The sequence below is a fragment of the Streptomyces sp. NPDC046915 genome (genome assembly GCF_040644935.1).
GTDB lineage: Bacteria > Actinomycetota > Actinomycetes > Streptomycetales > Streptomycetaceae > Streptomyces.
Genome location: NZ_JBEYXB010000001.1, coordinates 854,225 through 877,747, shown reverse-complemented (window position 1 = coordinate 877,747; position 23,523 = coordinate 854,225). Strand labels below are relative to the sequence as shown.

General features: G+C 71.6%; 20 protein-coding genes. 11 read left to right on the top strand and 9 right to left on the bottom strand.

Annotation, left to right across the window (positions count from 1 at the left end):
• Positions 1-35 precede the first annotated feature (35 nt).
• Positions 36-1,142, bottom strand: a complete 1,107-nt coding sequence (locus ABZ915_RS03870; protein WP_361795222.1) for an XdhC/CoxI family protein — start codon at positions 1,140-1,142, stop codon at positions 36-38.
• 180 nt (positions 1,143-1,322) lie between these two features.
• Here ABZ915_RS03870 and ABZ915_RS03865 point away from each other — a divergent pair, with 180 nt between their 5' ends.
• Together ABZ915_RS03865 and ABZ915_RS03860 are read left to right on the top strand one after the other, a co-directional pair.
• On the top strand, positions 1,323-3,302 hold the full coding sequence (locus ABZ915_RS03865) for a translation factor GTPase family protein (RefSeq protein WP_361795829.1): 1,980 nt from the start codon (positions 1,323-1,325) through the stop codon (positions 3,300-3,302).
• A 90-nt stretch (positions 3,303-3,392) separates the two neighbouring features.
• Entirely contained in the window at positions 3,393-5,261 is a 1,869-nt protein-coding gene (locus ABZ915_RS03860) for a cellulase family glycosylhydrolase (RefSeq protein ID WP_361795219.1), read from the top strand.
• A gap of 51 nt (positions 5,262-5,312) precedes the next feature.
• Here ABZ915_RS03860 and ABZ915_RS03855 read toward each other — a convergent pair whose 3' ends face one another.
• Positions 5,313-6,572, bottom strand: a complete 1,260-nt coding sequence (locus ABZ915_RS03855; protein ID WP_361795216.1) for a YncE family protein — start codon at positions 6,570-6,572, stop codon at positions 5,313-5,315.
• Positions 6,573-6,709: 137 nt separating this feature from the next.
• On the opposite strand from ABZ915_RS03855, the gene ABZ915_RS03850 reads away from it, so the two are divergent.
• The gene (locus tag ABZ915_RS03850; protein WP_361795826.1) at positions 6,710-7,369 is read left to right on the top strand and encodes a TetR/AcrR family transcriptional regulator; all 660 of its coding nucleotides are present in this window, start codon (positions 6,710-6,712) and stop codon (positions 7,367-7,369) included.
• A 54-nt stretch (positions 7,370-7,423) separates the two neighbouring features.
• On the opposite strand, the gene ABZ915_RS03845 is transcribed toward ABZ915_RS03850, so the two are convergent.
• On the bottom strand, positions 7,424-8,653 hold the full coding sequence (locus ABZ915_RS03845) for a glycosyltransferase (protein ID WP_361795823.1): 1,230 nt from the start codon (positions 8,651-8,653) through the stop codon (positions 7,424-7,426).
• A 229-nt stretch (positions 8,654-8,882) separates the two neighbouring features.
• Between ABZ915_RS03845 and ABZ915_RS03840 the strand changes: the two genes are divergently transcribed.
• Positions 8,883-10,850 (top strand): ricin-type beta-trefoil lectin domain protein, encoded by a 1,968-nt coding sequence (locus ABZ915_RS03840; protein WP_361795213.1) that lies wholly within the window; start codon positions 8,883-8,885, stop codon positions 10,848-10,850.
• Between the two features lie 7 nt (positions 10,851-10,857).
• Here ABZ915_RS03840 and ABZ915_RS03835 read toward each other — a convergent pair whose 3' ends face one another.
• Positions 10,858-11,178: a hypothetical protein gene (locus tag ABZ915_RS03835; protein WP_361795820.1), complete on the bottom strand. Its 321-nt coding sequence runs from the start codon at positions 11,176-11,178 to the stop codon at positions 10,858-10,860.
• 5 nt (positions 11,179-11,183) lie between these two features.
• Positions 11,184-12,809, bottom strand: coding sequence for a cytochrome c oxidase subunit I (gene ctaD, locus ABZ915_RS03830; RefSeq protein ID WP_361795210.1), 1,626 nt, complete (start codon positions 12,807-12,809; stop codon positions 11,184-11,186).
• A 106-nt stretch (positions 12,810-12,915) separates the two neighbouring features.
• Between ctaD and ABZ915_RS03825 the strand changes: the two genes are divergently transcribed.
• Together ABZ915_RS03825 and ABZ915_RS03820 are read left to right on the top strand one after the other, a co-directional pair.
• Positions 12,916-13,464: a sigma-70 family RNA polymerase sigma factor gene (locus tag ABZ915_RS03825; protein WP_361795207.1), complete on the top strand. Its 549-nt coding sequence runs from the start codon at positions 12,916-12,918 to the stop codon at positions 13,462-13,464.
• Positions 13,457-14,431: a CU044_5270 family protein gene (locus ABZ915_RS03820; protein WP_361795204.1), complete on the top strand. Its 975-nt coding sequence runs from the start codon at positions 13,457-13,459 to the stop codon at positions 14,429-14,431. The genes ABZ915_RS03825 and ABZ915_RS03820 overlap by 8 nt, the downstream gene beginning before the upstream one ends.
• 337 nt (positions 14,432-14,768) lie before the next feature.
• Here the strand turns inward: ABZ915_RS03820 and ABZ915_RS03815 are convergent, their stop codons facing one another.
• Positions 14,769-15,134: a nuclear transport factor 2 family protein gene (locus ABZ915_RS03815; RefSeq protein WP_361795201.1), complete on the bottom strand. Its 366-nt coding sequence runs from the start codon at positions 15,132-15,134 to the stop codon at positions 14,769-14,771.
• Positions 15,135-15,252: 118 nt separating this feature from the next.
• The gene (locus tag ABZ915_RS03810) at positions 15,253-17,010 is read right to left on the bottom strand and encodes an ABC transporter ATP-binding protein (protein ID WP_361795198.1); all 1,758 of its coding nucleotides are present in this window, start codon (positions 17,008-17,010) and stop codon (positions 15,253-15,255) included.
• A 157-nt stretch (positions 17,011-17,167) separates the two neighbouring features.
• Between ABZ915_RS03810 and ABZ915_RS03805 the strand changes: the two genes are divergently transcribed.
• The 3 genes from ABZ915_RS03805 (at position 17,168) to ABZ915_RS03795 (ending at position 19,872) form a co-directional block, all read left to right on the top strand.
• Positions 17,168-18,253, top strand: a complete 1,086-nt coding sequence (locus ABZ915_RS03805) for an S-(hydroxymethyl)mycothiol dehydrogenase (RefSeq protein ID WP_361795194.1) — start codon at positions 17,168-17,170, stop codon at positions 18,251-18,253.
• On the top strand, positions 18,253-18,882 hold the full coding sequence (locus ABZ915_RS03800; protein WP_361795191.1) for an MBL fold metallo-hydrolase: 630 nt from the start codon (positions 18,253-18,255) through the stop codon (positions 18,880-18,882). The genes ABZ915_RS03805 and ABZ915_RS03800 overlap by 1 nt, the downstream gene beginning before the upstream one ends.
• A 75-nt stretch (positions 18,883-18,957) precedes the next feature.
• Positions 18,958-19,872: an SDR family oxidoreductase gene (locus ABZ915_RS03795; protein ID WP_361795188.1), complete on the top strand. Its 915-nt coding sequence runs from the start codon at positions 18,958-18,960 to the stop codon at positions 19,870-19,872.
• Here the strand turns inward: ABZ915_RS03795 and ABZ915_RS03790 are convergent.
• Entirely contained in the window at positions 19,863-20,402 is a 540-nt protein-coding gene (locus ABZ915_RS03790) for a hypothetical protein (RefSeq protein ID WP_361795185.1), read from the bottom strand. The two genes, ABZ915_RS03795 and ABZ915_RS03790, sit on opposite strands and share 10 nt — an antisense overlap.
• A gap of 50 nt (positions 20,403-20,452) precedes the next feature.
• Here ABZ915_RS03790 and ABZ915_RS03785 point away from each other — a divergent pair, with 50 nt between their 5' ends.
• Positions 20,453-21,241: an SDR family NAD(P)-dependent oxidoreductase gene (locus ABZ915_RS03785; protein ID WP_361795182.1), complete on the top strand. Its 789-nt coding sequence runs from the start codon at positions 20,453-20,455 to the stop codon at positions 21,239-21,241.
• A gap of 4 nt (positions 21,242-21,245) precedes the next feature.
• Here the strand turns inward: ABZ915_RS03785 and ABZ915_RS03780 are convergent, their stop codons facing one another.
• On the bottom strand, positions 21,246-22,634 hold the full coding sequence (locus ABZ915_RS03780; protein WP_361795179.1) for a pyridoxal-dependent decarboxylase: 1,389 nt from the start codon (positions 22,632-22,634) through the stop codon (positions 21,246-21,248).
• A 189-nt stretch (positions 22,635-22,823) separates the two neighbouring features.
• Here ABZ915_RS03780 and ABZ915_RS03775 point away from each other — a divergent pair, with 189 nt between their 5' ends.
• The gene (locus tag ABZ915_RS03775; RefSeq protein ID WP_361795176.1) at positions 22,824-23,519 is read left to right on the top strand and encodes a L,D-transpeptidase; all 696 of its coding nucleotides are present in this window, start codon (positions 22,824-22,826) and stop codon (positions 23,517-23,519) included.
• Positions 23,520-23,523: the final 4 nt, after the last annotated feature.

Here is a 23,523-nt window from a genome sequence, read left to right as displayed (position 1 = left end):
GCCAATGTCCGGAAAAAAATCCCCGGGCACCGGTTCTACGCCCGTCTGCGCGGATGAATGGCACCCTCCGTCACCGTCAGCGGCACCCCGCTTCCGCCCCAGCGCAGCGCGACGATCTCGGCGGCCACCGACACGGCGACCTCCTCCGGTGTGCGGGCCCCGAGGTCCAGGCCCAGGGGAGAGCGCAGCCGGGACAGCGCGGCCGGGGTGAGCCCGGACCCGGCCAGGTGCCGCATCCGGTCGGCATGGGTACGGCGGCTGCCCATCGCCCCGACGTACGCGGCGGGCCGGCGCAGCGCTTCCCGCAGCAGCGGCACGTCGAACTTGGGATCGTGGGTGAGCACGCAGATCACCGTGCGCTCGTCGGTGTCCGTGCCGCGCAGATAGCGGTGCGGCCAGTCCACGACCACCTCGACGCCCTCGGGGAAGCGGGCCGGCGTGGCGAACACCGGCCGGGCGTCGCACACGGTGACCCGATAGCCGAGGAAGGCGCCGACGCGGGCCACCGCGGCGGCGTAGTCGATGGCGCCGAACACCAGCATCCGCGGCGGTGGCGCGAAGGAGTGCAGGAACACGGTGACGGAGTCCTCGCGGCGTTCCCCGCCCGGCCCATAGTGCCGCAGGGCCGTCGCGCCCAGCGCCAGCTCCCCCCGCGCGTCGGCGGCCACGGCCACGTCCAGCCCTCGCGAGCCCAGCGCCCCGGCGGCCGTCTCCGGCCACACCGCGAGGGTCGCCCCGCGCGGCGCCGGCCCGTCGACCACACTCGCCACGGTCACCGGCTCCCCGTCCGCGACCGACGCGGCGACCGCCCCGAAGGACGGGTCCAGCTCGGGCGTGACGGGACGGATCAGCAGGGTGATCTCGCCACCACAGGTGAGCCCGACCGCGAACGCGTCCTCGTCGCTGTAGCCGAAGGTCTCCAGCCGGGCCTCGCCGCCGGCGGCGGCCTCCCGGGCGAGTCCGAAGACCGCGCCCTCCACGCAGCCCCCGGACACGCTGCCCACGACCTCGTCGTCCGGGCCGACCGCCATCGCCGACCCCGGCCCGCGCGGCGCGCTGCGGCTGACCGCGACGACCGTGGCGAGCCCGAACGGCAGGTGAGCGGCGTACCACCCGCTGAGCACCGGGAGAATGTCCCGCATCGTCCGCTCCTCCGCTCGCCCCGCGCACAGGTTTGGTTGAACGTTAATCCGTTGGCGGGCCGGCCGCCGTTCTGCTGCACTGCACCGGTCGAGTTCCCCGAATCCCAGGAGCAGTGATGCGCGCACCGTTCATGTCCACCCAGGAAGGAATGGCCCACTCTCTCAAGGACATGACACTTGGTGCACTTGCTCAATCTGGGGATCCTCGCGCACGTCGACGCGGGTAAGACCAGCCTGACCGAACGGCTGCTGCACACGGCCGGGGTGACCGACGAGGTCGGCAGCGTCGACGCGGGCACCACCCGGACCGACACCCTCGCGCTGGAGCGGCAGCGCGGTATCACCATCAAGTCGGCCGTCGTCTCCTTCCCGCTCGACGGCGTGACCGTCAACCTCATCGACACCCCCGGTCACCCGGACTTCATCGCCGAGGTGGAGCGGGTGCTCGGCGTGCTGGACGGCGCGGTGCTGGTCGTCTCGGCGGTCGAGGGCGTGCAGGCGCAGACCCGTGTCCTGATGCGCACGCTGCACCGGCTGCGCATTCCCACCGTGATCTTCGTCAACAAGATCGACCGGCGTGGCGCACGGGACGAGGACGTGCTGCGGGAGATGGCCCGCCGGCTCACCCCGGCCCTCGTGCCGATGGGGACGGCCACCGGACTCGGCACCCGCACGGCCCGCTTCGTCCCGGGTCCCGGCCCGGCCGCAGCGCTCGACGTCCTCGCCGAGCACGACGACCGGCTGCTCGCCGCGTACGTGGAGGGCGCCGCCGTCCCGCCCGGCCGCCTGCGCAGCGCCCTCGCCGAGCACACCCGGCAGGCGCTCGCGCATCCGGTCTACTTCGGCTCGGCCGTCACCGGCGCGGGTGTGTCCGAGCTGGTCACCGGCATCCGGGAGTTCCTTCCCGGCGCCGGAGGCGACCCCGAGGGGCCGCTGTCGGGCTCCGTGTTCAAGGTGGAGCGGGGGCCGGCGGGGGAGAAGGTGGCGTACGCCCGGATCTTCTCCGGCACCCTGCGCACCCGTGACCGGATCCCGTTCGGGGACGGCCCCGAGGACGGCAAGGTCACCGCGATCGGTGTCTTCGAGGACGGCACCGAGGTCCGCCGGGACAGCGTCGGGGCGGGCCGGATCGCCCGGCTGTGGGGCCTCGGCGGGATCCGGATCGGCGACCGGCTCGGAGCGGTGCGCAGGACGGCGTACGAGCGTCACTTCGCGCCCCCGACCCTGGAGACGGTCGTCGTCCCCGGGCCGGGCACGGACCGGCGGTCGCTGCACCTCGCGCTCACCCGGCTCGCCGAGCAGGACCCGCTGATCGACGTCCGGCACGACGAGGTGCGGGGCGAGACCTCGGTCTCCCTCTACGGCGAGGTGCAGAAGGAGGTCGTCCAGGCCACCCTCGCCGACGAGTTCGGGCTGGGGGTCACCTTCCGGGAGACGACGACGATCTGCGTCGAGCGGCCCGTGGGCACCGGCGCGGCCGTCGAGTTCAACAAGAAGGACGCAAACCCGTTCCTGGCGACCGTCGGCCTGCGCGTGGAGGCGGCCCCGGCCGGATCGGGCGTCGGCTTCCGGCTGGAGGTGGAACTGGGCTCCATGCCGTACGCCTTCTTCAAGGCCGTCGAGGACAGCGTCCGCGAGACGCTCGGCCAGGGGCTGCACGGCTGGCAGGTGACCGACTGCACGGTCACCATGACCCACTCCGGCTACTCGCCCCGGCAGAGCCATGCCCATCAGGGCTTCGACAAGAGCATGTCGAGCACGGGGGCCGACTTCCGCGGTCTGACCCCGCTCGTGCTGATCGAGGCGCTGCGGCGCGCGGGCAGCAGGGTGTACGAGCCGATGCACCGCTTCCGTATCGAGGCCCCGGCGGACACGCCGGGCGCCCTGCTCCCGGTGCTCGCCCGGCTGGGCGCGGTGCCGGGGACCACCGCGACGCAGGGTGCCGTCTGTGTCCTGGAGGGCGCGATCCCGGCCGCCCGGGTGCACGAACTCGGGCAGCGGCTGCCGGGGCTGACCCGGGGCGAGGGCGAGCTGGAGAGCGCCTTCGACCACTACGCGCCGGTCACCCGCGGCACGCTCCCCGAGCGGCCCCGCACCGACCACAACCCGCTGGACCGCAAGGAGTACCTGTTGAACGTGACGCACCGGGTGAGCGGTTGAGGAGCTGAGGACCGAGGGGTGGACGAGCCGTAACTTACTCCAGAGTCAGAGGTGTTGACTGTGTCTTGACATCGCCGGACTGTAGTGGACATGTCGAAAATCCGGGCGCGTCTGATCGTTGTCCTGGTTGTCCTCTGCGGATTCCTGACGGTGGCGGGTGCCCAGCCCGCCACCGCCGCCACCCCTGCCACCCCTGACGATTCCCTCTGGTTCGACGGCACCCCGCTCACCGTGCAGAACGGCCGCTTCACCGACGGCCAGGGCCGCGAGGTCGTCCTGCGCGGCTACAACGTCTCCGGCGAGACCAAGCTGGAGGAGAACGGCGGCCTGCCCTTCGCCTCGGTCGCCGACGCGCAGAAGTCCGCCACCGCCCTGCGTGCCCTCGGCGGCGGCAACGCGGTCCGCTTCCTGCTCTCCTGGGCGCACGCCGAACCCGTGCGCGGCCAGGTCGACACCGCCTATCTGGCCGCCGTCACCGACCAGATGCGCGCCTTCCTCGACGCCGGCATCCGCGTCTACCCCGACTTCCACCAGGACCTCTACTCCCGCTACCTCTTCAACACCGGAAGCTGGTACACGGGCGACGGCGCCCCCGAGTGGGCGGTGGACGCCGGGGGTTACTCCGCGGAGTCGTGCGGGATCTGCTTCTTCTGGGGGCAGAACATCACCCAGAACTCGGCGGTGACCAAGGCGCAGTACGACTTCTGGCACAACGACTACGGCCTCCAGGACGCCTTCCTCACCACGGCCCAGTCGACGATGTCGTACCTCGTCCAGCACCTCACCGACGCCGAGTTCGCGGGGGTGGCCGGCTTCGACCCGTACAACGAGCCGTACGCGGGCACGTACGAGTCCGGTCGGACCAGCCGCACCTGGGAGCGGGATCTGCTGTGGCCCTTCTACCAGAAGTTCCGGGCCCGCATGGACGCGGCCGGCTGGCAGGCCAAGCCCGCCATGGTCGAGCCGAACCTCTTCTGGAACTCCAACATCGACTCCCAGAAGCAGGAGGGCGGCCTGCTGGACGCGGGCACCCTCGGCTCACGCTACGTCTTCAACACCCACTTCTACGACCAGAAGGCCATCTCCGGCATCCTGATGTGGGGCAAGGCGGGCGACGGCCAGTACGCCACCGACTTCGGCACGGTGCGTGACCGGGCTGCGGCAGCCGGGACCACGGCCCTGGTCAGCGAGTTCGGGCACCCCCTGTCGGGGACGGTGTCGGACAAGGCGCCGACCGTGCTCAAGGCGATGTACCAGGCCCTGGACTCCCGTCTGCCCGGGGCCAGTTGGTGGACGAGCCCGGCCTCCTCCGGCCCGGTCCTGTCCGGCACCCAGTGGCAGTGGGACATCTACAACGGACGTCACCACGAGCTGATGAACGGCAACGCCGGCAAGGTGCTCACCTCCGGCGACGCCTGGAACGACGAGGACCTCTCCGCCGTACGCCTGGACGACTCCGGCACGGTGACACTGCGTCAGGACGCCCGGCTCCTCGACCGGCTCTACCCGGCCGCGACGGCGGGCACCACGCTCGCCTTCAGCTACGAGGACCGCTCCCGGGACGGCTCGACGACCCTGACCTGGAACCCGGTGCCCAGCTCGCTGCCCAATGTCTCGCGGCTGGTCGGCTCCGGCCAGTACGGGCTGCTGGTGTGGCGCTCGGGCAGCGGCACGGCACCCACCGAACTGCACCTCCCGGCGTCCTTCCCCACCTCGGCGACCACGGTGGTCTCCGACCTCGGCACCGCGTACGCGCCCCCGTCGTACACCGCCTCGACCCCGGTCGGCGTGGCGCCCGAGCCGGGCGGCACGGGAAGCCGCCGGCTGCTGCTCACCGACACCGACTCCGGGGTCCCGCACTACGCCCTGGTGACCAACGGCACGACGAGCACCCCCTCCGCGGACCTGCTGAGCGCGGCGAAGTCCGAGCTCGCGGCGTGGGCGGCGGCGCACTTCTGAGCCGTGCCGGCCTCCGGGGAGCCGCCGCTCCCCGGAGGCCGTGCGGGGACGTCAACTGCCGGACGGCCCCGTCCAGTCGGCCTGCACATGCCCGAGCCGGACGCGCTGCGGATGGTCGCCCACCGCCACGGACGTCACCTTCTGGCCGGTGGCGAAGTCGATGGCCGTGACCTGGTCGGCGCCGCTCTCGGAGATGATGCAGTCCTTGCCGTCGCCGCTGACCGTGGCCCAGTAGGGCTTGGAGGCGGTGACCAGCGGCCCCTCCTGGAGGGTCGAGCGGTCGACGACGGTCGCGTAGTCGTCCATGGTGCCCGCCACGCACAGCTTGGTGCCCGAAGGGTTCATCGAAATGCCGTGGTGGCGCGAGTCGTTGACCCAGGTGGTGCGGTCCTCGCTGGTCGCCGGGTTCTTCGGCAGCGTCTTCATCCGGGTGATCTTGTCGGAGGCGACGTCGTACTCCAGGAAGCCGTTGAAGAAGGACACCTGGAAGTACAGCTTCGACTCGTCGGGGGAGAAGACCGCCGGGCGGACGGCGTCGGAGAAGTCCTTCAGGCCGAAGGCGTCCAGCCGGCTCCGCATGTCGATGATCTTGACCTGCTTGAACGTCGTCGCGTCCACCACCGTGATGTGACGGTCGCCCTTGGTCCAGTCCCAGCCCGGGTCGTCGAGGGAGGTGTTGACGTCCCCGATGGCCATGTTCCAGATGTACTTGCCGTCCTTGCTGAAGATGTTCTCGTGCGGCTTGTCACCGGTGGCGAACGAGCCGAGCTGCTTGCCGGTGTTGATGTCGAGCACGTGCACCGTGTTCGCGGTCGACGCGGAGACCGCGACCCGGGTGCCGTCGGGGGAGACGGCCATGTGGTCGGCGCGGTAACCGGACACCGGGAAACGCCAGTTGATCTTCCCGGTGGCCAGGTCGATCGAGACCACGTCGGCGAAGCTCGGACGGGAGGCCACCACCGACTTGCCGTCGGGCGTGGAGTACATGTCGTCCACGAACTGGTCGTGGCCCTCGCCGACGCTGTTGCGGATCGCCTGGAAGTAGATCCACTTGATCGGATCGGCGTTGATCTCCGCCATCCGCGCGTCCTTGTCCGGTATGACGTTGATCCGTCCGACCTTCGCGAAGTCCCCGGAGGACTTGATGACATCCGCGGTGCCGTCCCAGTTGTTGCCCACGAACATCACCTCGCGCAGGGCGGAGGCGTCCGAGGCGGCGGAGGCCGCGGATGCCGCCGTGGCGGGGGCGGCGACGGTCAGGACGAGGGCGGCTGCTGCCGCGCAGAGGTGCCTGGATCTGAAGGCGGGCATGACTGCTCTCTCCTCTGAGAAATCTGAACACAGGCGCTTTCAAAGTTACTTACTGGAAGGTAAGGAAGGGGCGGTCTACTCGACAAGATGCGTGCACGACAAGATTGACCATCGGCGGGATGAAGGAGGGGGGAAGCGTGGCGGGCAGGCTCAAAGCCCCGAAGGGCCGCTACGGCGGCAGGTCGGCCGAGGAACGGCAGGCCGAGCGGCGCCGTCGTTTCCTGGACGCGGCGCTGCAACTGTTCGGCGACAGCCCCGGTTTCCGCGGGACGACCGTCGCCGCGCTGAGCCAGGCGGCCGGCTTGTCGACCCGTCAGTTCTACGAGGAGTTCCGCACCCTGGAGGACGTGCTCGCCGCGCTGCACCTGGAGGTCAACGACTGGGCCGAGCAGGCGGTGCTGGCGGCGCTCGCCGAGGCGGAGACGCTGCCGCTGGCCGAACGCGTCACGGTGCTCTTCCGGGCCTACGCCCGCGACGTCACCTCCGACCCGCGCCGTATCCGCATCACCTTCGTCGAGATCATCGGCGTCAGCCCGCGCCTGGAGGAACAGCGGCTCGCCCGCCGCGCCGGCTGGGTCGACCTGATCTGCGCCGAGGCCACCGCGGCCGCCGCGCACGGGGATGCCGCACGGCGCGACTACCGCCTCGCCGCGACCGCGTTCATCGGCAGTGTCAACGGCCTCCTCCACGACTGGAGCGCGGGCTGGGTGGACGCCACCCTGGACGAGGTGGTCGACGAGCTGGCCCGGCAACTCCTGGGGATCCTGCGGCCGGAGGGCTGGGACCGGGGGCGCTGAGCCCGGTCGCCGGGCCGGCGGTCCGTCTCCTCGACCGGTCGGTCAGCCGGTCGGTCAGCCGGTCAGCCGGTCCACCGCCTCCGCCACCGGGGCCACCCCGTCCTCCGCCCGGATCCGGGAGCCGAGAGACCGGGCCCGCTCGGCGTAGCCGTGGTCGCGGGTCACCCGGGCGAGCGCGGCGGTCAGGGCGTCGGTGGTCAGGCCGCGCAGGGGTACGGCGGTGGGGGCCACGCCGAGGGAGATCAGGCGGGCGGACCAGAAGCCCTCGTCGAACTGGACGGGGACGGGCACGGCCGGCACCCCGGCCCGCAGCCCCGCGGCGGTCGTCCCCGCGCCCGCGTGGTGGACCACGGCGGCCATGCGCGGGAACAGCGCGGAGTGCGGGACGTCGCCGATGGTCAGCATGTCGTCCCCGTCGGCCGCGAGCCCGCCCCAGCCCCGCTGGACGACCCCGCGCAGCCCGGCCCGCCGCAGCGCCGTCACGACCTGCGCGCTCACCCGCTCGGCGTCGGGCACCGTGGCGCTGCCCAGCCCGACGAAGACCGGCGGCGGGCCCGCGTCCAGGAAGTCCCGCAGCTCGGCGGGCAGCCGGGTGTCACCGTCGTACGGCCACCAGTAGCCGCAGACCCCGAGTCCCGTCCGCCAGTCCCGGGGCCGGGCCACCACCAGCGGGCTGAAGCCGTGGTGCACCGGCCATCCCTGCCGCTCCCGGGTCCGCCGCCCGTCGGCGGCCCGCGCCCGGGGCAGCCCCAGCCGTTCCCGCACGGCCGGGACGGCGGCCGCGAAGATCCGCCCCTCGGCCAGGAGCACCCCGTGCCCGGCGATCCGGTTCCCGGTCCCGCCCCAGGAGCCGCCCCCGAGCACCGGCGGGGCGAACTCCCTTGTGGGAGTCAGCGGTTGCAGGTACACACCCATGCTCGGCAGCCGCAGCCCCTCGGCGATGGCGTGCCCGAGCGGCCCCAGTGAGCCGGACAGCAACAGCACGTCGCTAGCCCGGGCCGCGGCCACCAGGTCGTCGGTCAGTCCGCCGACCAGCCGCCGCGCCATCTCCACCACCCGCAACAGCTTCCCCGCGCCACTGGCACTGCGGTGCAGCCCACGCCCCCGCGGGGACGCCAGTTCCGCCCGCGGATCCACGGGCAGCGGACGGAACCCCACTCCGGAGCCCGCCACCAGGGGCGCGAAGCAGGCGTGAGTGACCAGGGTGACCTCGTGCCCGGCACGGCTCAGGCCGTGACCCAGTCCGGTGTACGGAGCCACATCGCCCCGGGATCCCGCCGTCATGATCGCTACGCGCACGACGGCCAGTATGGCGGCGCGGCACCCGCGGCGGTACGAACGACCCGGCGCGGGCGTCGACTTCACGCCTTCGGCCCTCGCCCGGTCACTCCTGTCGCGTCCGTTGACTTACCCCTCCGGCGGCTCTACGGTCGGCGCGCGACGCGTTCGGCTTGCCGATCCGTGTTCGAAATCTCGTGCGCGCTGAAGAGTGTGAACCCCCCGGAGGAGCCGCATGTACCCCCCACCCCGATCCTCGCGCCAAGGCCTCGTCCGACGCGGCAGAGCCGCGGCCGTACGCGCCCTCGCCCTGGCCCTGACCGCGGCCGCCGCGCTGCTCTTCGCCCAGCCGGTGACGGCGCAGGCCGCGACGGCCCGTCAGATATCCGTCCCCACCGCTCCCATGGGCTGGGCCTCCTGGAACAGCTTCGCCGCCAAGATCGACTACAGCGTCATCAAGAAGCAGGTCGACGCGTTCGTCGCCGCGGGACTGCCGGCGGCCGGGTACAAGTACATCAACATCGACGAGGGCTGGTGGCAGGGCACCCGTGACAGCGACGGCAACATCACCGTCGACACGTCCGAGTGGCCCGGCGGGATGAGCGCCATCGCCGACTACATCCACAGCAAGGGCCTCAAGGCCGGCATCTACACCGACGCGGGCAAGAACGGCTGCGGCTACTACTACCCGACCGGCCGCCCCGCCGCCGCGAACACGGGCAGCGAGGGCCACTACGACCAGGACATGCTCCAGTTCTCGAAGTGGGGCTTCGACTTCGTCAAGGTCGACTGGTGCGGCGGTGACGCCGAGGGCCTCGACGCGAAGACGACGTACCAGTCCATCAGCGACTCGGTCGCCAAGGCGGCGTCCACGACCGGCCGTCCGCTCACCCTCTCGATCTGCAACTGGGGCAAGCAGAACCCCTGGAACTGGGCGCCGGGCCAGGCCCCGATGTGGCGGACCAGCACCGACATCGTCTACTACGGCAACAAGCCGTCGATGTCGAACCTGCTGTCCAACTTCGACCAGACCCTGCACCCCACGGCCCAGCACACCGGCTACTACAACGACCCGGACATGCTGATGGTCGGCATGGACGGCTTCACCGCCGCCCAGAACCGCACCCACATGAACCTGTGGGCGATCTCCGGCGCCCCGCTCCTGGCGGGCAACGACCTGACCACGATGACCTCGGAGACCGCGGGCATCCTCAAGAACCCCGAGGTCATCGCCGTCGACCAGGACGCGCGCGGGCTACAGGGCGTCAAGGTCGCCGAGGACACCACCGGGCTCCAGGTGTACGGCAAGGTGCTGTCCGGCGGCGGCAACCGCGCGGTCGTGCTCCTCAACCGCACCTCCGCTGCCAAGAACATCACCGTGCGCTGGTCCGACCTCGGCCTGACCGACGCCTCCGCGACCGTCCGTGACCTGTGGGCCCGGTCCGACCTCGGCAGTCACGGCACGAGCTACACGACCGGCGTCCCGGCGGGCGGCTCGGTGATGCTCACGGTCACCGGTGGCACCGAGGCCGCGAGCAGCACGTACTCGGGAACGTCCGGCTTCACCGGCGTGGTCGCGGGCAGCACCGGCGTGAAGACCGTCGACGTCTCGTACACCAACACCGCCTCCACCGCCCGCACGGCCACGCTCCAGGTCAACGGCCAGGGCAGCACGACGGTCTCCTTCCCGCCCACGGGTTCGAGCGCGGGCACGATCTCCCTCGCGGTCGCCCTGTCCAAGGGCTCCTCCAACAAGCTCACCTTCTCGAACGCCCCGGCACTGGACTCCATCACGGTCAGACCGCTGCCCGGCACGAACGGCACCCTGGTCGCCGGCAAGCAGTCGGGACGCTGCCTCGACATCTACGACAACACCCTCACCAACGGCACCCAGGCCGAGCTGTGGGACTGCAACGGCGGCCAGAACCAGTCCTGGGCGTACACCTCCCGCAAGGAACTCGTGGTGTACGGCAACAAGTGCCTGGACGCCTACAACCTCGGCACGACCAACGGCACGAAGGTCGTCATCTGGGACTGCAACGGCCAGGCGAACCAGCAGTGGAACGTCAACAGCGACGGCACGATCACGAACGTCAACGCCGGTCTCTGCCTGGACGTGTACGACAACGCCACGGCCAACGGCAGCGGGCTGGACCTGTGGTCCTGCAACGGCCAGACCAACCAGCAGTGGTCGCGGACGTAGTGACCGGCTAGACGAGGGCCAGCAGCACGAACCCCGCGGCCGCGGCGCACGCCAGCAGCCAGCCGGCCAACAGGCGGCGCCGCAGGCAGCGGTAGGTTTCCTCGTACTCGTTCCGCAACTCTCCGGCTCGCTCGGCGGTGCGTCGCCAGGAGGCACGGGCGAGTGCGAGGTACTCCGCCTCGAACCGGCGCTCCAGCTCCGCACGCTGACCGTCCGTCAGCCACAGGAGCGGGGCGCTGAGGTCCGCGGCGGCCCGGCGGCCCTCCTCGCGGGCGGCGGCGAGGAGCAGATGGCCCTCGATGTCGTTGATCAGCGCCCGGGTGTCCATGGTGCTCACGCGGAGGTCACCTCTCTGTCCCGCGCCGGGGCCGGGGCGTGGTGCAGGTCGAAGGCCGGGGACTCGCTGCGGATGCGGGGGAGGGTGAGGAAGTTGTGGCGGGGCGGTGGGCAGGAGGTCGCCCACTCCAGGGAGCGTCCGTAGCCCCAGGGGTCGTCGGTCTCGATCTTCTCGCCGTACCTGGCGGTCTTCCAGACGTTGTAGAAGAAGGGCAGCAGGGACGAGCCCAGCACGAAGGAGAAGACCGTCGAGACGGTGTTGAGCGTCGTCAGGCCCTCGACCGCGAGATAGTCGGGGATCCGGCGCTGCATGCCGTTCACGCCCAGCCAGTGCTGGACCAGGAAGGTGCCGTGGAAGCCGATGAACAGCGTCCAGAAGGTGATCTTGCCGAGGCGCTCGTCCAGCATCCTGCCGGTGAACTTCGGCCACCAGAAGTGGAATCCGGCGAACATCGCGAAGACCACGGTGCCGAAGATGACGTAGTGGAAGTGGGCCACCACGAAGTACGAGTCGGAGGTCGCGAAGTCGAGCGGCGGCGAGGCGAGGATGACGCCGGTGAGCCCGCCGAAGACGAAGGTGACGAGGAAGCCCGTCACCCAGAGCATGGGGGTCTCGAAGGACAGGCTGCCCTGCCACATGGTACCGATCCAGTTGAAGAACTTCACCCCGGTCGGGACCGCGATCAGGAAGGTCATGAAGGAGAAGAACGGCAGGAGCACGCCACCGGTGACGTACATGTGGTGCGCCCACACCGTCACGGACAGACCGGCGATCGAGATGGTCGCGGCGATCAGGCCCGTGTAGCCGAACATCGGCTTCCGTGAGAACACCGGGATGATCTCGCTGATGATGCCGAAGAACGGCAGGGCGATGATGTACACCTCCGGATGGCCGAAGAACCAGAAGAGGTGTTGCCACAGCAAGGCCCCGCCGTTGGCGGCGTCGAAGACGTGGGCGCCGAACTTGCGGTCCGCCTCCAGGGCGAACAGCGCGGCGGCCAGGACCGGGAAGGCCAGCAGGACCAGGACACCGGTCAGCAGCACGTTCCAGGTGAAGATCGGCATGCGGAACATCGTCATGCCGGGCGCGCGCAGGCAGATGATCGTGGTGATGAAGTTGACCGAGCCGAGGATCGTGCCGAAGCCGGAGAAGGCCAGACCCATGATCCACATGTCGGCACCGACGCCCGGGGTGCGGACCGCGTCCGACAGCGGGGCGTAGGCGAACCAGCCGAAGTCGGCCGCCCCGTCCGGGGTGAGGAAGCCGCCGACGGCGATGAGCGAGCCGAACAGGTACAGCCAGTAGGCGAACATGTTCAGCCGGGGGAACGCCACGTCCGGCGCGCCGATCTGGAGCGGCATGATCCAGTTGGCGAAGCCGGCGAACAGCGGTGTCGCGAACATCAGCAGCATGATCGTGCCGTGCATCGTGAACGCCTGGTTGAACTGCTCGTTCGACATGATCTGAAGGCCCGGCCGGGCCAGCTCGGCGCGCATCAGCAGCGCCAGCACGCCACCGACGCAGAAGAACGCGAACGACGTCGTGAGGTACAGCGTGCCGATGGTCTTGTGGTCCGTGGTCGTCAGCCACCGGACGGCCCTGATGTCTCTGATCCTCTTCACGCCCCGCCTGTGTCCGCGACCCCCTCCCGGCGTCACACCCCCGGGACGCGAGGAGAATCACGGAAACAGGTGTGACGATCGAGCGGGTGCCGGACACGAACCGAACATGAGCAACGACGAGACCTTCGCCGCTGCCTATCGCGAGCACTACTGGGCGGTCAGCCGCTATGTCGCGCGGCGACTGGACGGGCGGACCAGCGAGGTGGAGGAAGTGGTGGCGGATGTGTTCACGGTCGCCTGGCGGCGCCGGGCGGACCTGCCGCCGTCACCGCTGCCCTGGCTGTACGGCGTGGCACGCAACTGCCTGGCGAACGCGGTACGCGGATACGGGCGCCGGCGCCGGCTGGTGGACCGGCTGGGCAACGACGAGACCGCGCACGGCAGGCACGTCGTGGACAGCCCCGACGCCGAGGCCCCCGGCGCCTGGGTGCACGACGCGCTGGCCCGGCTCTCCCCGGCCGATCAGGAGGTGCTGCGGCTGACCGCGTGGGAGGAGCTCGGCGTCGACGAGGTCGCCGTCGCCCTCGGCTGCGGCAGACGCGCCGCGGCGATGCGCCTGCACCGGGCCCGCCGCCGGCTGAGAGCCGAGATCGACCGGACGCAACCCGCCGGCGCCGCCGCGGCGGCACCCACCGAGGAACACCGCCATGGCTGACGAACTCGAACTGCTGCGTGACGCCAACCCGGTGCCCGCCGAGAGCCCCCACTTCGGCGACGGCCCGCTGGACCACCACGCCGAACGGCACCTGAACCGGCTGCTGCACGACTCCCACCCCGGCCGGCGCCGCCCGTACGCCCGGCTCGGGTGGGGCCTCGCGGCCACCGCCGTCGTCGTGGCGACCGCCCTGACCGTGCTGCTCGGCGGCCCCGGCCCCACCCCCGCCGTGGCCGCGCCCCGCCCGCTGGTGGTCGAAGCCGGCTCCAGGCCCGTACCACTGGGACAGCTGGCCGAACTGGCCGCGGCGGCCGCGTCGGACGGCTCCCCGAGCCTGCGCAAGGGCACCCATGTGCAGACGTGGGCCATGGGCATGAGCGACGACAAGCCGCCGGTCACCCTGCCCGAGGAACGCGTGGTCCGCTGGCGGGCGGACGACAGCCACACGGAACTCGTCGTCGCGACCGACCCGCTGCGCCCCGGCCGCCCGGTCCTCAGCGACGAGGGCGACGAGCCGCACCTGGTCGAGGACGGCCACGTCATCAGCAGGCAGACGTATCCGCCCAGCTGGAGCGACGCCCCGCCCGCGGCACGGCCCCCGCACCAGGCCGCCCGCCTGCGCGCCTACCTCACGGAGACCGCGCGCGCCGGGTCCCTGACCACCCCGGAACTCCTCGACGCCACCGCGGAGTTGCTGGACCACTGGACACTCGGTGCCCGTGAGTCCGCGGCGCTCGTCCGGCTCCTCGCCGACACCGAGGACCTGCGTCCGGCCGGCCGGGTCACGGACCGGCTCGGGCGGCCCGGCCAGGCGTACGTCTACGACGGCAAGGGCAGCCGGCGCATGCTGATCCTGGACCCGGCCACCGGCACCGTCCTCGGCCTGGAGTTCATGGCGACCGCGGCCGAGCCCGAGTACGGCCTGAAGCCCGGGGACGTCATGGAGTACAGCGCCTGGATGCGCTGACCACACCCGTGGCAGGCGGTGCCGGCCCGTGTCGCCGGGAGAGCGTGCCGGGGAACCGGTCGCGTGTCAGGGCGACTTCGGCCGCCGGGAAGCGCGGGACCGGCGCCTCACCGAGTCAGGGCGCGCCGCCCGCGCAGCGCACGCCGTCTCGGCGGACGCGGGCGGGAGCGCACCGCTCGCAGCACCGAGCGAAGAAGAACGGCGGACACTGCCCGACCTGCCGTGGAAGCCGGTCCTGGCCGCCGAGGACGAGCGCGGCGCGCTTGGCCCAGGGCCGCCCGGGCCGAGAAGGTCCAGGTCAGCCGGGAGCTGACCTGGACCCGCGCGGTTCTGCTGCCTATTCGTCCCATGCCTGGATCATGATCTGTGCGGCGATCTTCCCGTCGCGCAGGGTGATCATCGATTCGGCGAGCACGCGGGTGCCGTCCGCGTACTCGCAGGACTCGCTGAAGGCGGCGTGATCGCCCTGCACGATGCACTGTTCCAGCTTGTGCGTCATGTCGCGGCTGTAGACGTCGTCGAGCAGTTCGGCTATCTGGCCCCGGCCGTGCAGGATCTTCGGATGACTGGGCTGGCTGTTGTGGTCGACGATGCGGATCTCCGCGTCGTCCGCGTAGAGCGACAGAAGGTTGTTCCCGGTGTTGCCTTCTATGCCCCGGCGCAGGGTTTCGGTGTCGAAGGCGGAGCCTGTCGAGGTGCCCATGGTGACCTCCTTCGGGGGCCCGCGGCCCGAGGCGGAGCGGGCCGCGCCGGTCCCTCCTTCGAGACTCCTCCGCCCCCGCGGCCTCGGCAAGCGCAGAGGGCGCGCCCCGCACCCGGCGTCAGCCGGCCGTCGCCAGGAACTGTGTCGCCGCCAGTTCCGCGTACAACGGATCGGACGTCACCAGTTCCCGGTGCGTGCCCAGCGCGCGGACCCGGCCCGCGTCCATGACCACGATCCGGTCGGCCATGGTGACCGTGGACAACCGGTGCGCGACGACCAGGACGGTCGTGGACCGGGCCACGTCGGCGACCGTGTCCCTCAGGGCCGCCTCGTTCACCGCGTCCAGCTGCGAGGTCGCCTCGTCCAGGAGCAGCAGCCGCGGGCGGCGCAGCAGCGCGCGGGCGATCGCCACCCGCTGCCGCTCGCCGCCCGACAGCTTGGTCCCGCGGTGCCCGACCAGCGTGTCCAGGCCCTGCGGCAGCCGGGCGACCAGTCCGTCCAGCCGGGTCGTCTTCACCACCCGTGCCACCGCGTCCTCCTCCGCCTCCGGATTGCCCAGCAGCAGGTTGTCCCGCAGCGAGCCCGACAGCACCGGCGCGTCCTGCTCCACGTACCCGATGGCGGACCGCAGCCGGGGCAGCTCCCAGGCGGCGAGGTCGAGGCCGTCGACGGTGATGACACCGGCGTCGGGGTCGTAGAACCGCTCGATCAGCGAGAACACGGTGGTCTTGCCCGCGCCGGACGGCCCGACGAAGGCCGTCATGCCGCGCGCCGGTATCTCGAAGCTGACCCCGTGGTGCACGTACGGCAGGTCGTCGGCGTACCGGAAGCGCACGTCCGTGAAGGCGAGCGAGGCCGGCTCGGCCCCGGCGGACGGCAACGGGACGGGCCCGGACACCGGTTCGGCCGGCAGCCGCAGTGCCTCCTGGATACGGGCGAGCGCGCCCGCGCCCGTCTGGTACTGGGTGATCGCGCCGACGACCTGCTGGATCGGCGACATCAGGTAGAAGACGTACAGCAGGAACGCGACCAGCGTGCCCACGTCGATCGAGCCGGTCGCCACCCGCGACCCGCCGACCGCGAGGACCGTGATGAAGGCGATCTGCATGGCCAGCCCGGCCGTGTTGCCCGCCGCGGCCGACCACTTGGCGGCGCGTACGCTCTGCCGCCACGACTCCTCGGCCGCCGCGTGCAGCGTGGCCTCCTCGCGGTGCTCCGCGCCCGACGCCTTCACCGTGCGCAGCGCGCCGAGGACCCGCTCCAGTGAGGCGCCCATCACCCCGACCGCGTCCTGCGCCCGCCGGCTGGCCCGGTTGATGCGCGGCACGATCGCGCCGAGCACCGTGCCCGCGCCCAGCACCACCGCCAGCGTCACGGCCAGCAGCACGGGGTCGACCAGGCCCATCATCACCACCGTGGCGACGAGCGTGAGCCCGCCGGTGCCGAGCGCGACCAGCGAGTCGGTGGTGACCTCGCGCAGCAGGGTGGTGTCGGAGGTGATCCGGGCCATCAGGTCGCCCGGCTCGCTGCGGTCCACGGCGGTGATCCTCAGCCGCAGCAGGTACGACGACAGGGTGCGCCGCGCGCCGAGCACCACCGACTCGGCGGTGCGCCGCAGCACGTACGAACCCAGCGCGCCCACCACCGCGTTGGCGACGACCAGGCCCGCCATGCCCAGCAACGGGCCGGTGATCGACCTGTCGTGCGCCAGGTCACCGATGAGTCCCCGCGCCACCAGCGGCAGCAGCAGCCCGGTCGCCCCGGTCACCAGCGAGAGCACCGCGCCCGCCAACAGGGCCCAGCGGTGGGGTCTTGTGTAGCCGAGGAGCAGCCGCCACGTGGTCGGCCGGGTCGTGTCCGTCGCTGCGTCGCTCACAGGGCTCCCTGTCCTCACCAGGCGGGTGGATGCTCCAGGCTAAGTCGGCCGTGAGCCCGGCGGAGAATCATTTCCCAGGTCGGCGCCGCTCCCTGCGGTACTGATCAGTCACACGTAGGGTCTCGGTGCAGGAGCATCGACGGAAGGAGCCGGCACCATGGCGCAGGAAGTACGCGGCGTGATCGCACCGGGCAAGGACCAGCCCGTGCGGATCGAGACGATCGTCGTACCGGACCCGGGGCCGGGGGAAGCCCTGGTGCGGATCCAGGCCTGCGGCGTCTGTCATACCGACCTGCACTACAAGCAGGGCGGCATCAGTGACGACTTCCCCTTCCTGCTCGGGCACGAGGCGGCGGGTGTGGTGGAGTCGGTGGGCGACGGTGTCACCGATGTGGCGCCCGGGGACTTCGTGATCCTCAACTGGCGTGCGGTGTGCGGCCAGTGCCGGGCCTGTCTGCGCGGGCGGCCCTGGTACTGCTTCAACACGCACAACGCGAAGCAGAAGATGACCCTGACCGACGGCACCGAGCTGTCCCCGGCCCTGGGCATCGGCGCCTTCGCGGAGAAGACGCTGGTCGCGGCCGGGCAGTGCACCAAGGTCGACCCGTCGGTCTCCCCGCAGGTGGCCGGGCTGCTGGGCTGCGGCGTGATGGCCGGCATCGGTGCCGCGATCAACACCGGCAACGTCGGCCGCGGCGACTCGGTCGCCGTGATCGGGTGCGGCGGCGTCGGGGACGCGGCGGTCGCCGGGTCCTTCCTGGCCGGCGCGGCGAAGATCATCGCGGTGGACATCGACGACCGCAAGCTGGACACGGCCCGGGAGCTGGGCGCCACCCACACGGTCAACTCCCGGCAGAAAGACCCGGTCGAGGCCATCCGCGAGCTGACCGGCGGCTTCGGCGCCGACGTGGTCATCGAGGCGGTCGGCCGCCCGGAGACGTACCAGCAGGCCTTCTACGCCCGCGACCTCGCCGGCACGGTCGTCCTGGTCGGTGTGCCGACCCCGGAGATGAAGCTCGAGCTTCCGCTGCTGGACGTCTTCGGCCGCGGCGGCGCCCTGAAGTCCTCCTGGTACGGCGACTGCCTGCCGAGCCGTGACTTCCCCATGCTGATCGACCTGCACCTCCAGGGACGGCTGCCGCTGGAGAAGTTCGTCACGGAGACCATCCAGCTCGACGAGGTGGAGAAGGCGTTCGAGCGGATGCACCACGGCGACGTGCTGCGCTCGGTGGTGGTGCTGTGATGGCCGCGCGCATCGAACGCCTCGTCACCTCCGGGCAGTTCACCCTCGACGGCGGCACCTGGGACGTCGACAACAACGTGTGGATCGTCGGCGACGACCACGAGGTCGTCGTCATCGACGCGGCCCACGACGCCGACGCCATCGCCGAGGCCGTCGGTGACCGCCGGCTGACGGCGATCGTGTGCACGCACGCCCACAACGACCACATCGACGCCGCGCCCGCCCTCGCCGACCGCACCGGCGCCATGATCTGGCTGCACCCCGACGACCTTCCGCTGTGGAAGCTCACCCACCCCGGCCGCGACCCCGACGCCCACCTGGCCGACGGGCAGGTCATCGAGGCGGCCGGCGCCGACCTCACCGTGCTGCACACGCCCGGCCACGCGCCCGGCGCGGTCTGCCTGTACGACCCCGGTCTGGGCGCCGTCTTCACCGGCGACACCCTCTTCCAGGGCGGGCCCGGCGCCACCGGCCGCTCCTACTCCCACTTCCCGACCATCATCGACTCCATCCGCGACCGCCTCCTGACCCTGCCCCCGGAGACCAAGGTCCTCACCGGCCACGGCGACCCGACCACCATCGGGGACGAGGCACCCCACCTGGAGGAGTGGATCGCACGCGGCCACTGAAAGACGACAGAAGATGTCCGGTTTCCCGGCGACCCTGGACGGTGACAGCAGTCGTACGGGTACGGGAGGCCGGACATGCCGGGTCCGCTGGAAGGCAAGGTCGCACTGGTCGCGGGGGCGACGCGCGGGGCGGGGCGGGGGATCGCCGTGGAGCTCGGCGCGGCCGGCGCCACCGTCTACGTCACCGGCCGCAGCACGCGCGCGCGGCGCTCGGAGTACGACCGCCCCGAGACCATCGAGGACACCGCCGACCTGGTGAGCGAGGCCGGCGGCCGGGGCGTTCCCGTACCCACCGACCATCTGGACCCGGCGCAGGTCCGCGCCCTCGTGGACCGGATCGCCCAGGAGTCCGGGCGCCTCGACGTCCTGGTCAACGACATCTGGGGCGCCGAGCACCTCTTCGCCTGGGACACCCCGGTCTGGGAACACGACCTCGACAAGGGCCTGAGGCTGCTCCGCCTCGCCGTCGAGACCCACGCGATCACCAGCCACCACGCCCTGCCGCTGCTGCTGCGCCGCCCCGGCGGCCTGGTCGTCGAGGTCACCGACGGCACTGCCGACTACAACCGCGACACCTACCGGGTGAACCTCTTCTACGACCTCGCCAAGAGCCCCGTCCTGCGCATGGCCTTCGCCCTCGGCCACGAACTCGGCCCGCGCGGCGCCACCGCCGTGGCCCTGACCCCGGGCTGGCTGCGCTCGGAGATCATGCTCGACACCTTCGGGGTACGGGAGGACAACTGGCGCGACGCCCTAGCCCGCGAGCCCCACTTCGCCATCTCCGAGACCCCCCGCTACGTCGGCCGCGCCGTCGCCGCCCTCGCCGCCGACCCGGACGTGACCCGCTTCAACGGCACGTCCCTCTCCAGCGGAGGCCTCGCCAGGGAGTACGGCTTCACGGACCTCGACGGCAGCCGCCCGGACGCCTGGCGGTACCTGGTGGAGATCCAGGACGCGGGAGAACCGGCCGACACCACGGGCTATCGCTGATCGCTCGCCGGTGGCAGTGGCCAGCGGGCCGAGTGGCCGGGTGGGAGTGCCAGGTCCTCTCGGACGGCCGCGTAGTAGCCCTCGCGGCCGGCGCGTTGCTGTTCCAGCAGGTTCTGCCAGGCCTCGGGGTCGTGTGTCCGTTCTCGCAGGAACCGTTGCATCTCCATCGCCGTCACAACCCACACCCGGGCCTTCTCCACCACGGCCGGGCTGCCCAGCAGGAGCAGCGCCTCGCCGGCGGGGTCCCGGGCGAGGTCGGCCTCGGCCAGCAGGGGTGCCGCCTGCTCCGGCGACAGCGGGTGCGGATGCGGGTCGTTGCCGAGATGGGCGGCGACCCGGTACGTCAGCGTGACCGCCTTCTTCAGCGTGCGCGCGTAGTCCGCGTACACCGCCAGCCGTCGCTCCTCCCAGCGGGCCGCCTGTTCGCGGCGGAACCGTGCCCGGTCTCCCCGCACCACCGCCAGATACGAGCCGAGCGCGCCGATCACGACGCCGATCAGGGCGGGGAGTTGCTGTATAAACGCGGACATGCGCGCACGCTACCTGCCCGGTTGATCGTCCCGCCCGTACCGTCTGTCCCATGACCGATCTCAAGCGCTTCGCAGGACAGGGAGTTCTCGTCACGGGCGCCGCCCGCGGTATCGGCGCGGCCGTCGCCCGGCGCCTCGCCGAGGAGGGCGGCCGGGTGCTGGCGACCGACCGGGACCTGCCCGAGGCGGAGCGGACCGCGGCCGGGCTGCGGCAGCGAGGGCTGGCGGTGGAGGCGTACGGGTGCGACGTCGCCGACCGGGAGTCCGTGGAGGCGGCCGTCGCGCACGCCGTCGGCGCCTTCGGCTCGCTCGACGTGCTGGTGAACTGCGCCGCCCACTGCACCCCGGATGTGCCGCTCTTCGAGGACGAACCCGACGAGGCGTGGGCCCGCGACCTCGACGTCACGCTGACCGGCGCCTACCGCTGCTGCCGCGCCGCGCTGCCCCACCTCGCCGCCTCCGGACGGGGCGCCATCGTCAGCGTGGGCTCCGTCAACGGCCTGCGGGACTTCGGCAACCACGCCTACAGCGCCGCCAAGGCCGGTCTCGGCTCCCTCACCCGGACCCTCGCCGGGCACGCGGCGGCCCGAGGCGTCCGGGTGAACCTCGTGACGCCGGGCACGGTCCGCACCTCGGCCTGGGAAGGGCGGGACGACGACCTCGACGCCGTCCGTGCCCTGTACCCGCTGGGCCGGGTCGGCGAACCGGAGGACATCGCCGCCGCGGTCGCCTTCCTCGCCTCCGGCGACGCCGCCTGGATCACCGGCACCACCCTCGTGGTCGACGGCGGCCTCACCTCCGTGCACACCGGGTTCCATGCCGCGGTCCACCGGAGCTGAGCCCTCAGGGCGCGACTGCCGCCAGCACGTCCAGTACCCGCCGCGTATCGGCCTGTGTGGTACGCCAGTTGCTGAACGCCGCCCGCAGCCCCGGCACCCCGTCGTACACCGTCGGCGTCAGGAACGTCTCCCCGGAGGCCGTGACGTCCCGGGCCAGGGCGTCCACCCGCTCCGGCGTGGGATCCTCGGCGAGGGTGAAGCACACGACGTTGAGCCGGACCGGGGCCAGCAGCCGCAGCCCCGGCAGGGCGTCGACGGCCGCGCCGAGCCGCCGGGCGAGGGCGACGTTGCGCTCGACGATCTCGCGGTGACCCGCACGGCCGTAGGCGACCAGGGAGAACCAGGCGGGCAGGGCACGCAGCCGCCGGGAGTTCTCCGGGGTCAGGTGCAGGAAGTCGGGCTCGCCGGCCGGGAGTCCGAGATAGGGCGAGGCATTGTGGAACACCGCCACCTGGAGGTCGCGGCGGCGGGTGAACTGGACGGCGGCGTCGTAGGGGACGTTGAGCCACTTGTGCAGGTCCACGCAGACCGAGTCGGCCCCGTCCAGCCCGTCCACGAGGTGCGCGTACGCGGGGGAGAGCGCGGCGAAGCCGCCGAACGCCGCGTCCACGTGCAGCCAGAAGTCGTACCGCTCCTTCAGAGCGGCGATCGCCCGCAGATCGTCGAAGTCGACGGTGTTCACGGTGCCCGCGTTCGCCACCACGATCGCGGGCCGGCCGCCCAGTTCCGCCAGCACGGCGTCGAGCGCGGCCACGTCCACGGCCTCCCGGCCGCCCGGCAGCGGCGCCACGGTCCGCAGCCGGCCGCGCCCGATGCCGAGGACCGACAGCGCCTTGGTCACGCTGGAGTGCGGGCTGCCGGAGAGCACGTCGACCGGACCGAGCGCGGCGGCACCGTCCCGGGAGACGTCCACGCCCAGCCGCTCGCCCAGCCACTCCCGGCCGATGGCCAGGCCCACCGTGTTCGACACGCTCGCCCCGGTGACGAACGCCCCGCTGTGCGCCTCACCCAGCCCGAACAGCTCCCGCAGCCAGGCCACCGTCTCGTGTTCCAGGGCCGCCGCCCAGGAGCCGGCGGCGCCGGACACGTTCTGGTCGTAGGCGGCCGTCAGCCAGTCCCCGGTGACGGCGGCGGGCGTCGCACCGCCGGTGACGAAACCCAGGTAGCGGGGACCCGCCGAGCCCGAGAAGCCCGGTGCCCACCGCTCGGCGAACCGCGCGAGGGCCCCCTCCGCCCCCGCACCCTCGGCCGGCAGGGGCGCCCCGCCCGGCGCCGGTTCCGGGTGGGCCACCGGCCGTTCGGCGAGGCCGCCCAGTTCGCGGACGGCCAAGTCGCGTGTGGACTGAAGGAGTTGGGGGAACCGCGAGAGGTCGTCGGCGAGTGTGGGGTGCATGAGCCGCAGCGTACGAGGCCCGCGAGGCCGGCCACCCGGTCCACCTCGGGAAAACTGGCCTGATACACGGTGACGAAATTAACCGATTCGTCACAGAGTGATTGTTCCTACAACCGTCAGCGCCGGTTATCGGTCCAGCTGTCGGGCATCGTGGGAACGGTGAACCGGACAGAAAGGCGAGAGGCAGGCATGGGGGACATACGCAGACGGAGCGCTGTAGCGCTGGGCATCACCGGAATTGTGGCGCCGCTCACACTCGCACTGGGCACCGCTCCGGCGCAGGCGGCGAGTTGTACGACACAGGCGGGTCCGTACCAGAAGCAGGTGGAGAAGTTCCTCGGCCGTCCGGTCGACGGAAAGCAGTCCACCACCGACTGCAAGGCGATCCAGGCCTTCCAGAACAAGCACGGCATCACGCCCGCCGTCGGCTACGCGGGTCCCGTCACCTGGGGCGTGATGGACCTCATGAACAAGCAGAAGGCCGTCGGGAACGACCCGAACAAGGACGGCAAGTGCCCGGTGAACAAGGGCCGTATCGCCTGCGTGAACCTCAGCCTCCAGCTGAGCTGGGTCCAGGACGGCGACAGGCTGGTCTACGGCCCGGTGCCGGTGCGCACCGGCCGGAACGGGTTCGAGACCCGCACCGGCCTGAAGAAGATCTACTGGCGCGACATCGACCACGTCTCGACCGTCTACGACGTCCCGATGCCCTACAGCCAGTTCTTCGACGGCGGCCAGGCCTTCCACTCCGTGAACCTCAGCATGTGGAACCCGCCGGGCTCGCACGGCTGCGTCAACATGACCACGAAGGACGCCAAGAAGTACTGGTCGCTGCTGAGGACCGGCGACGACGTCTTCGTCTACGGCCGCAAGCCGGGCACCTGATCCG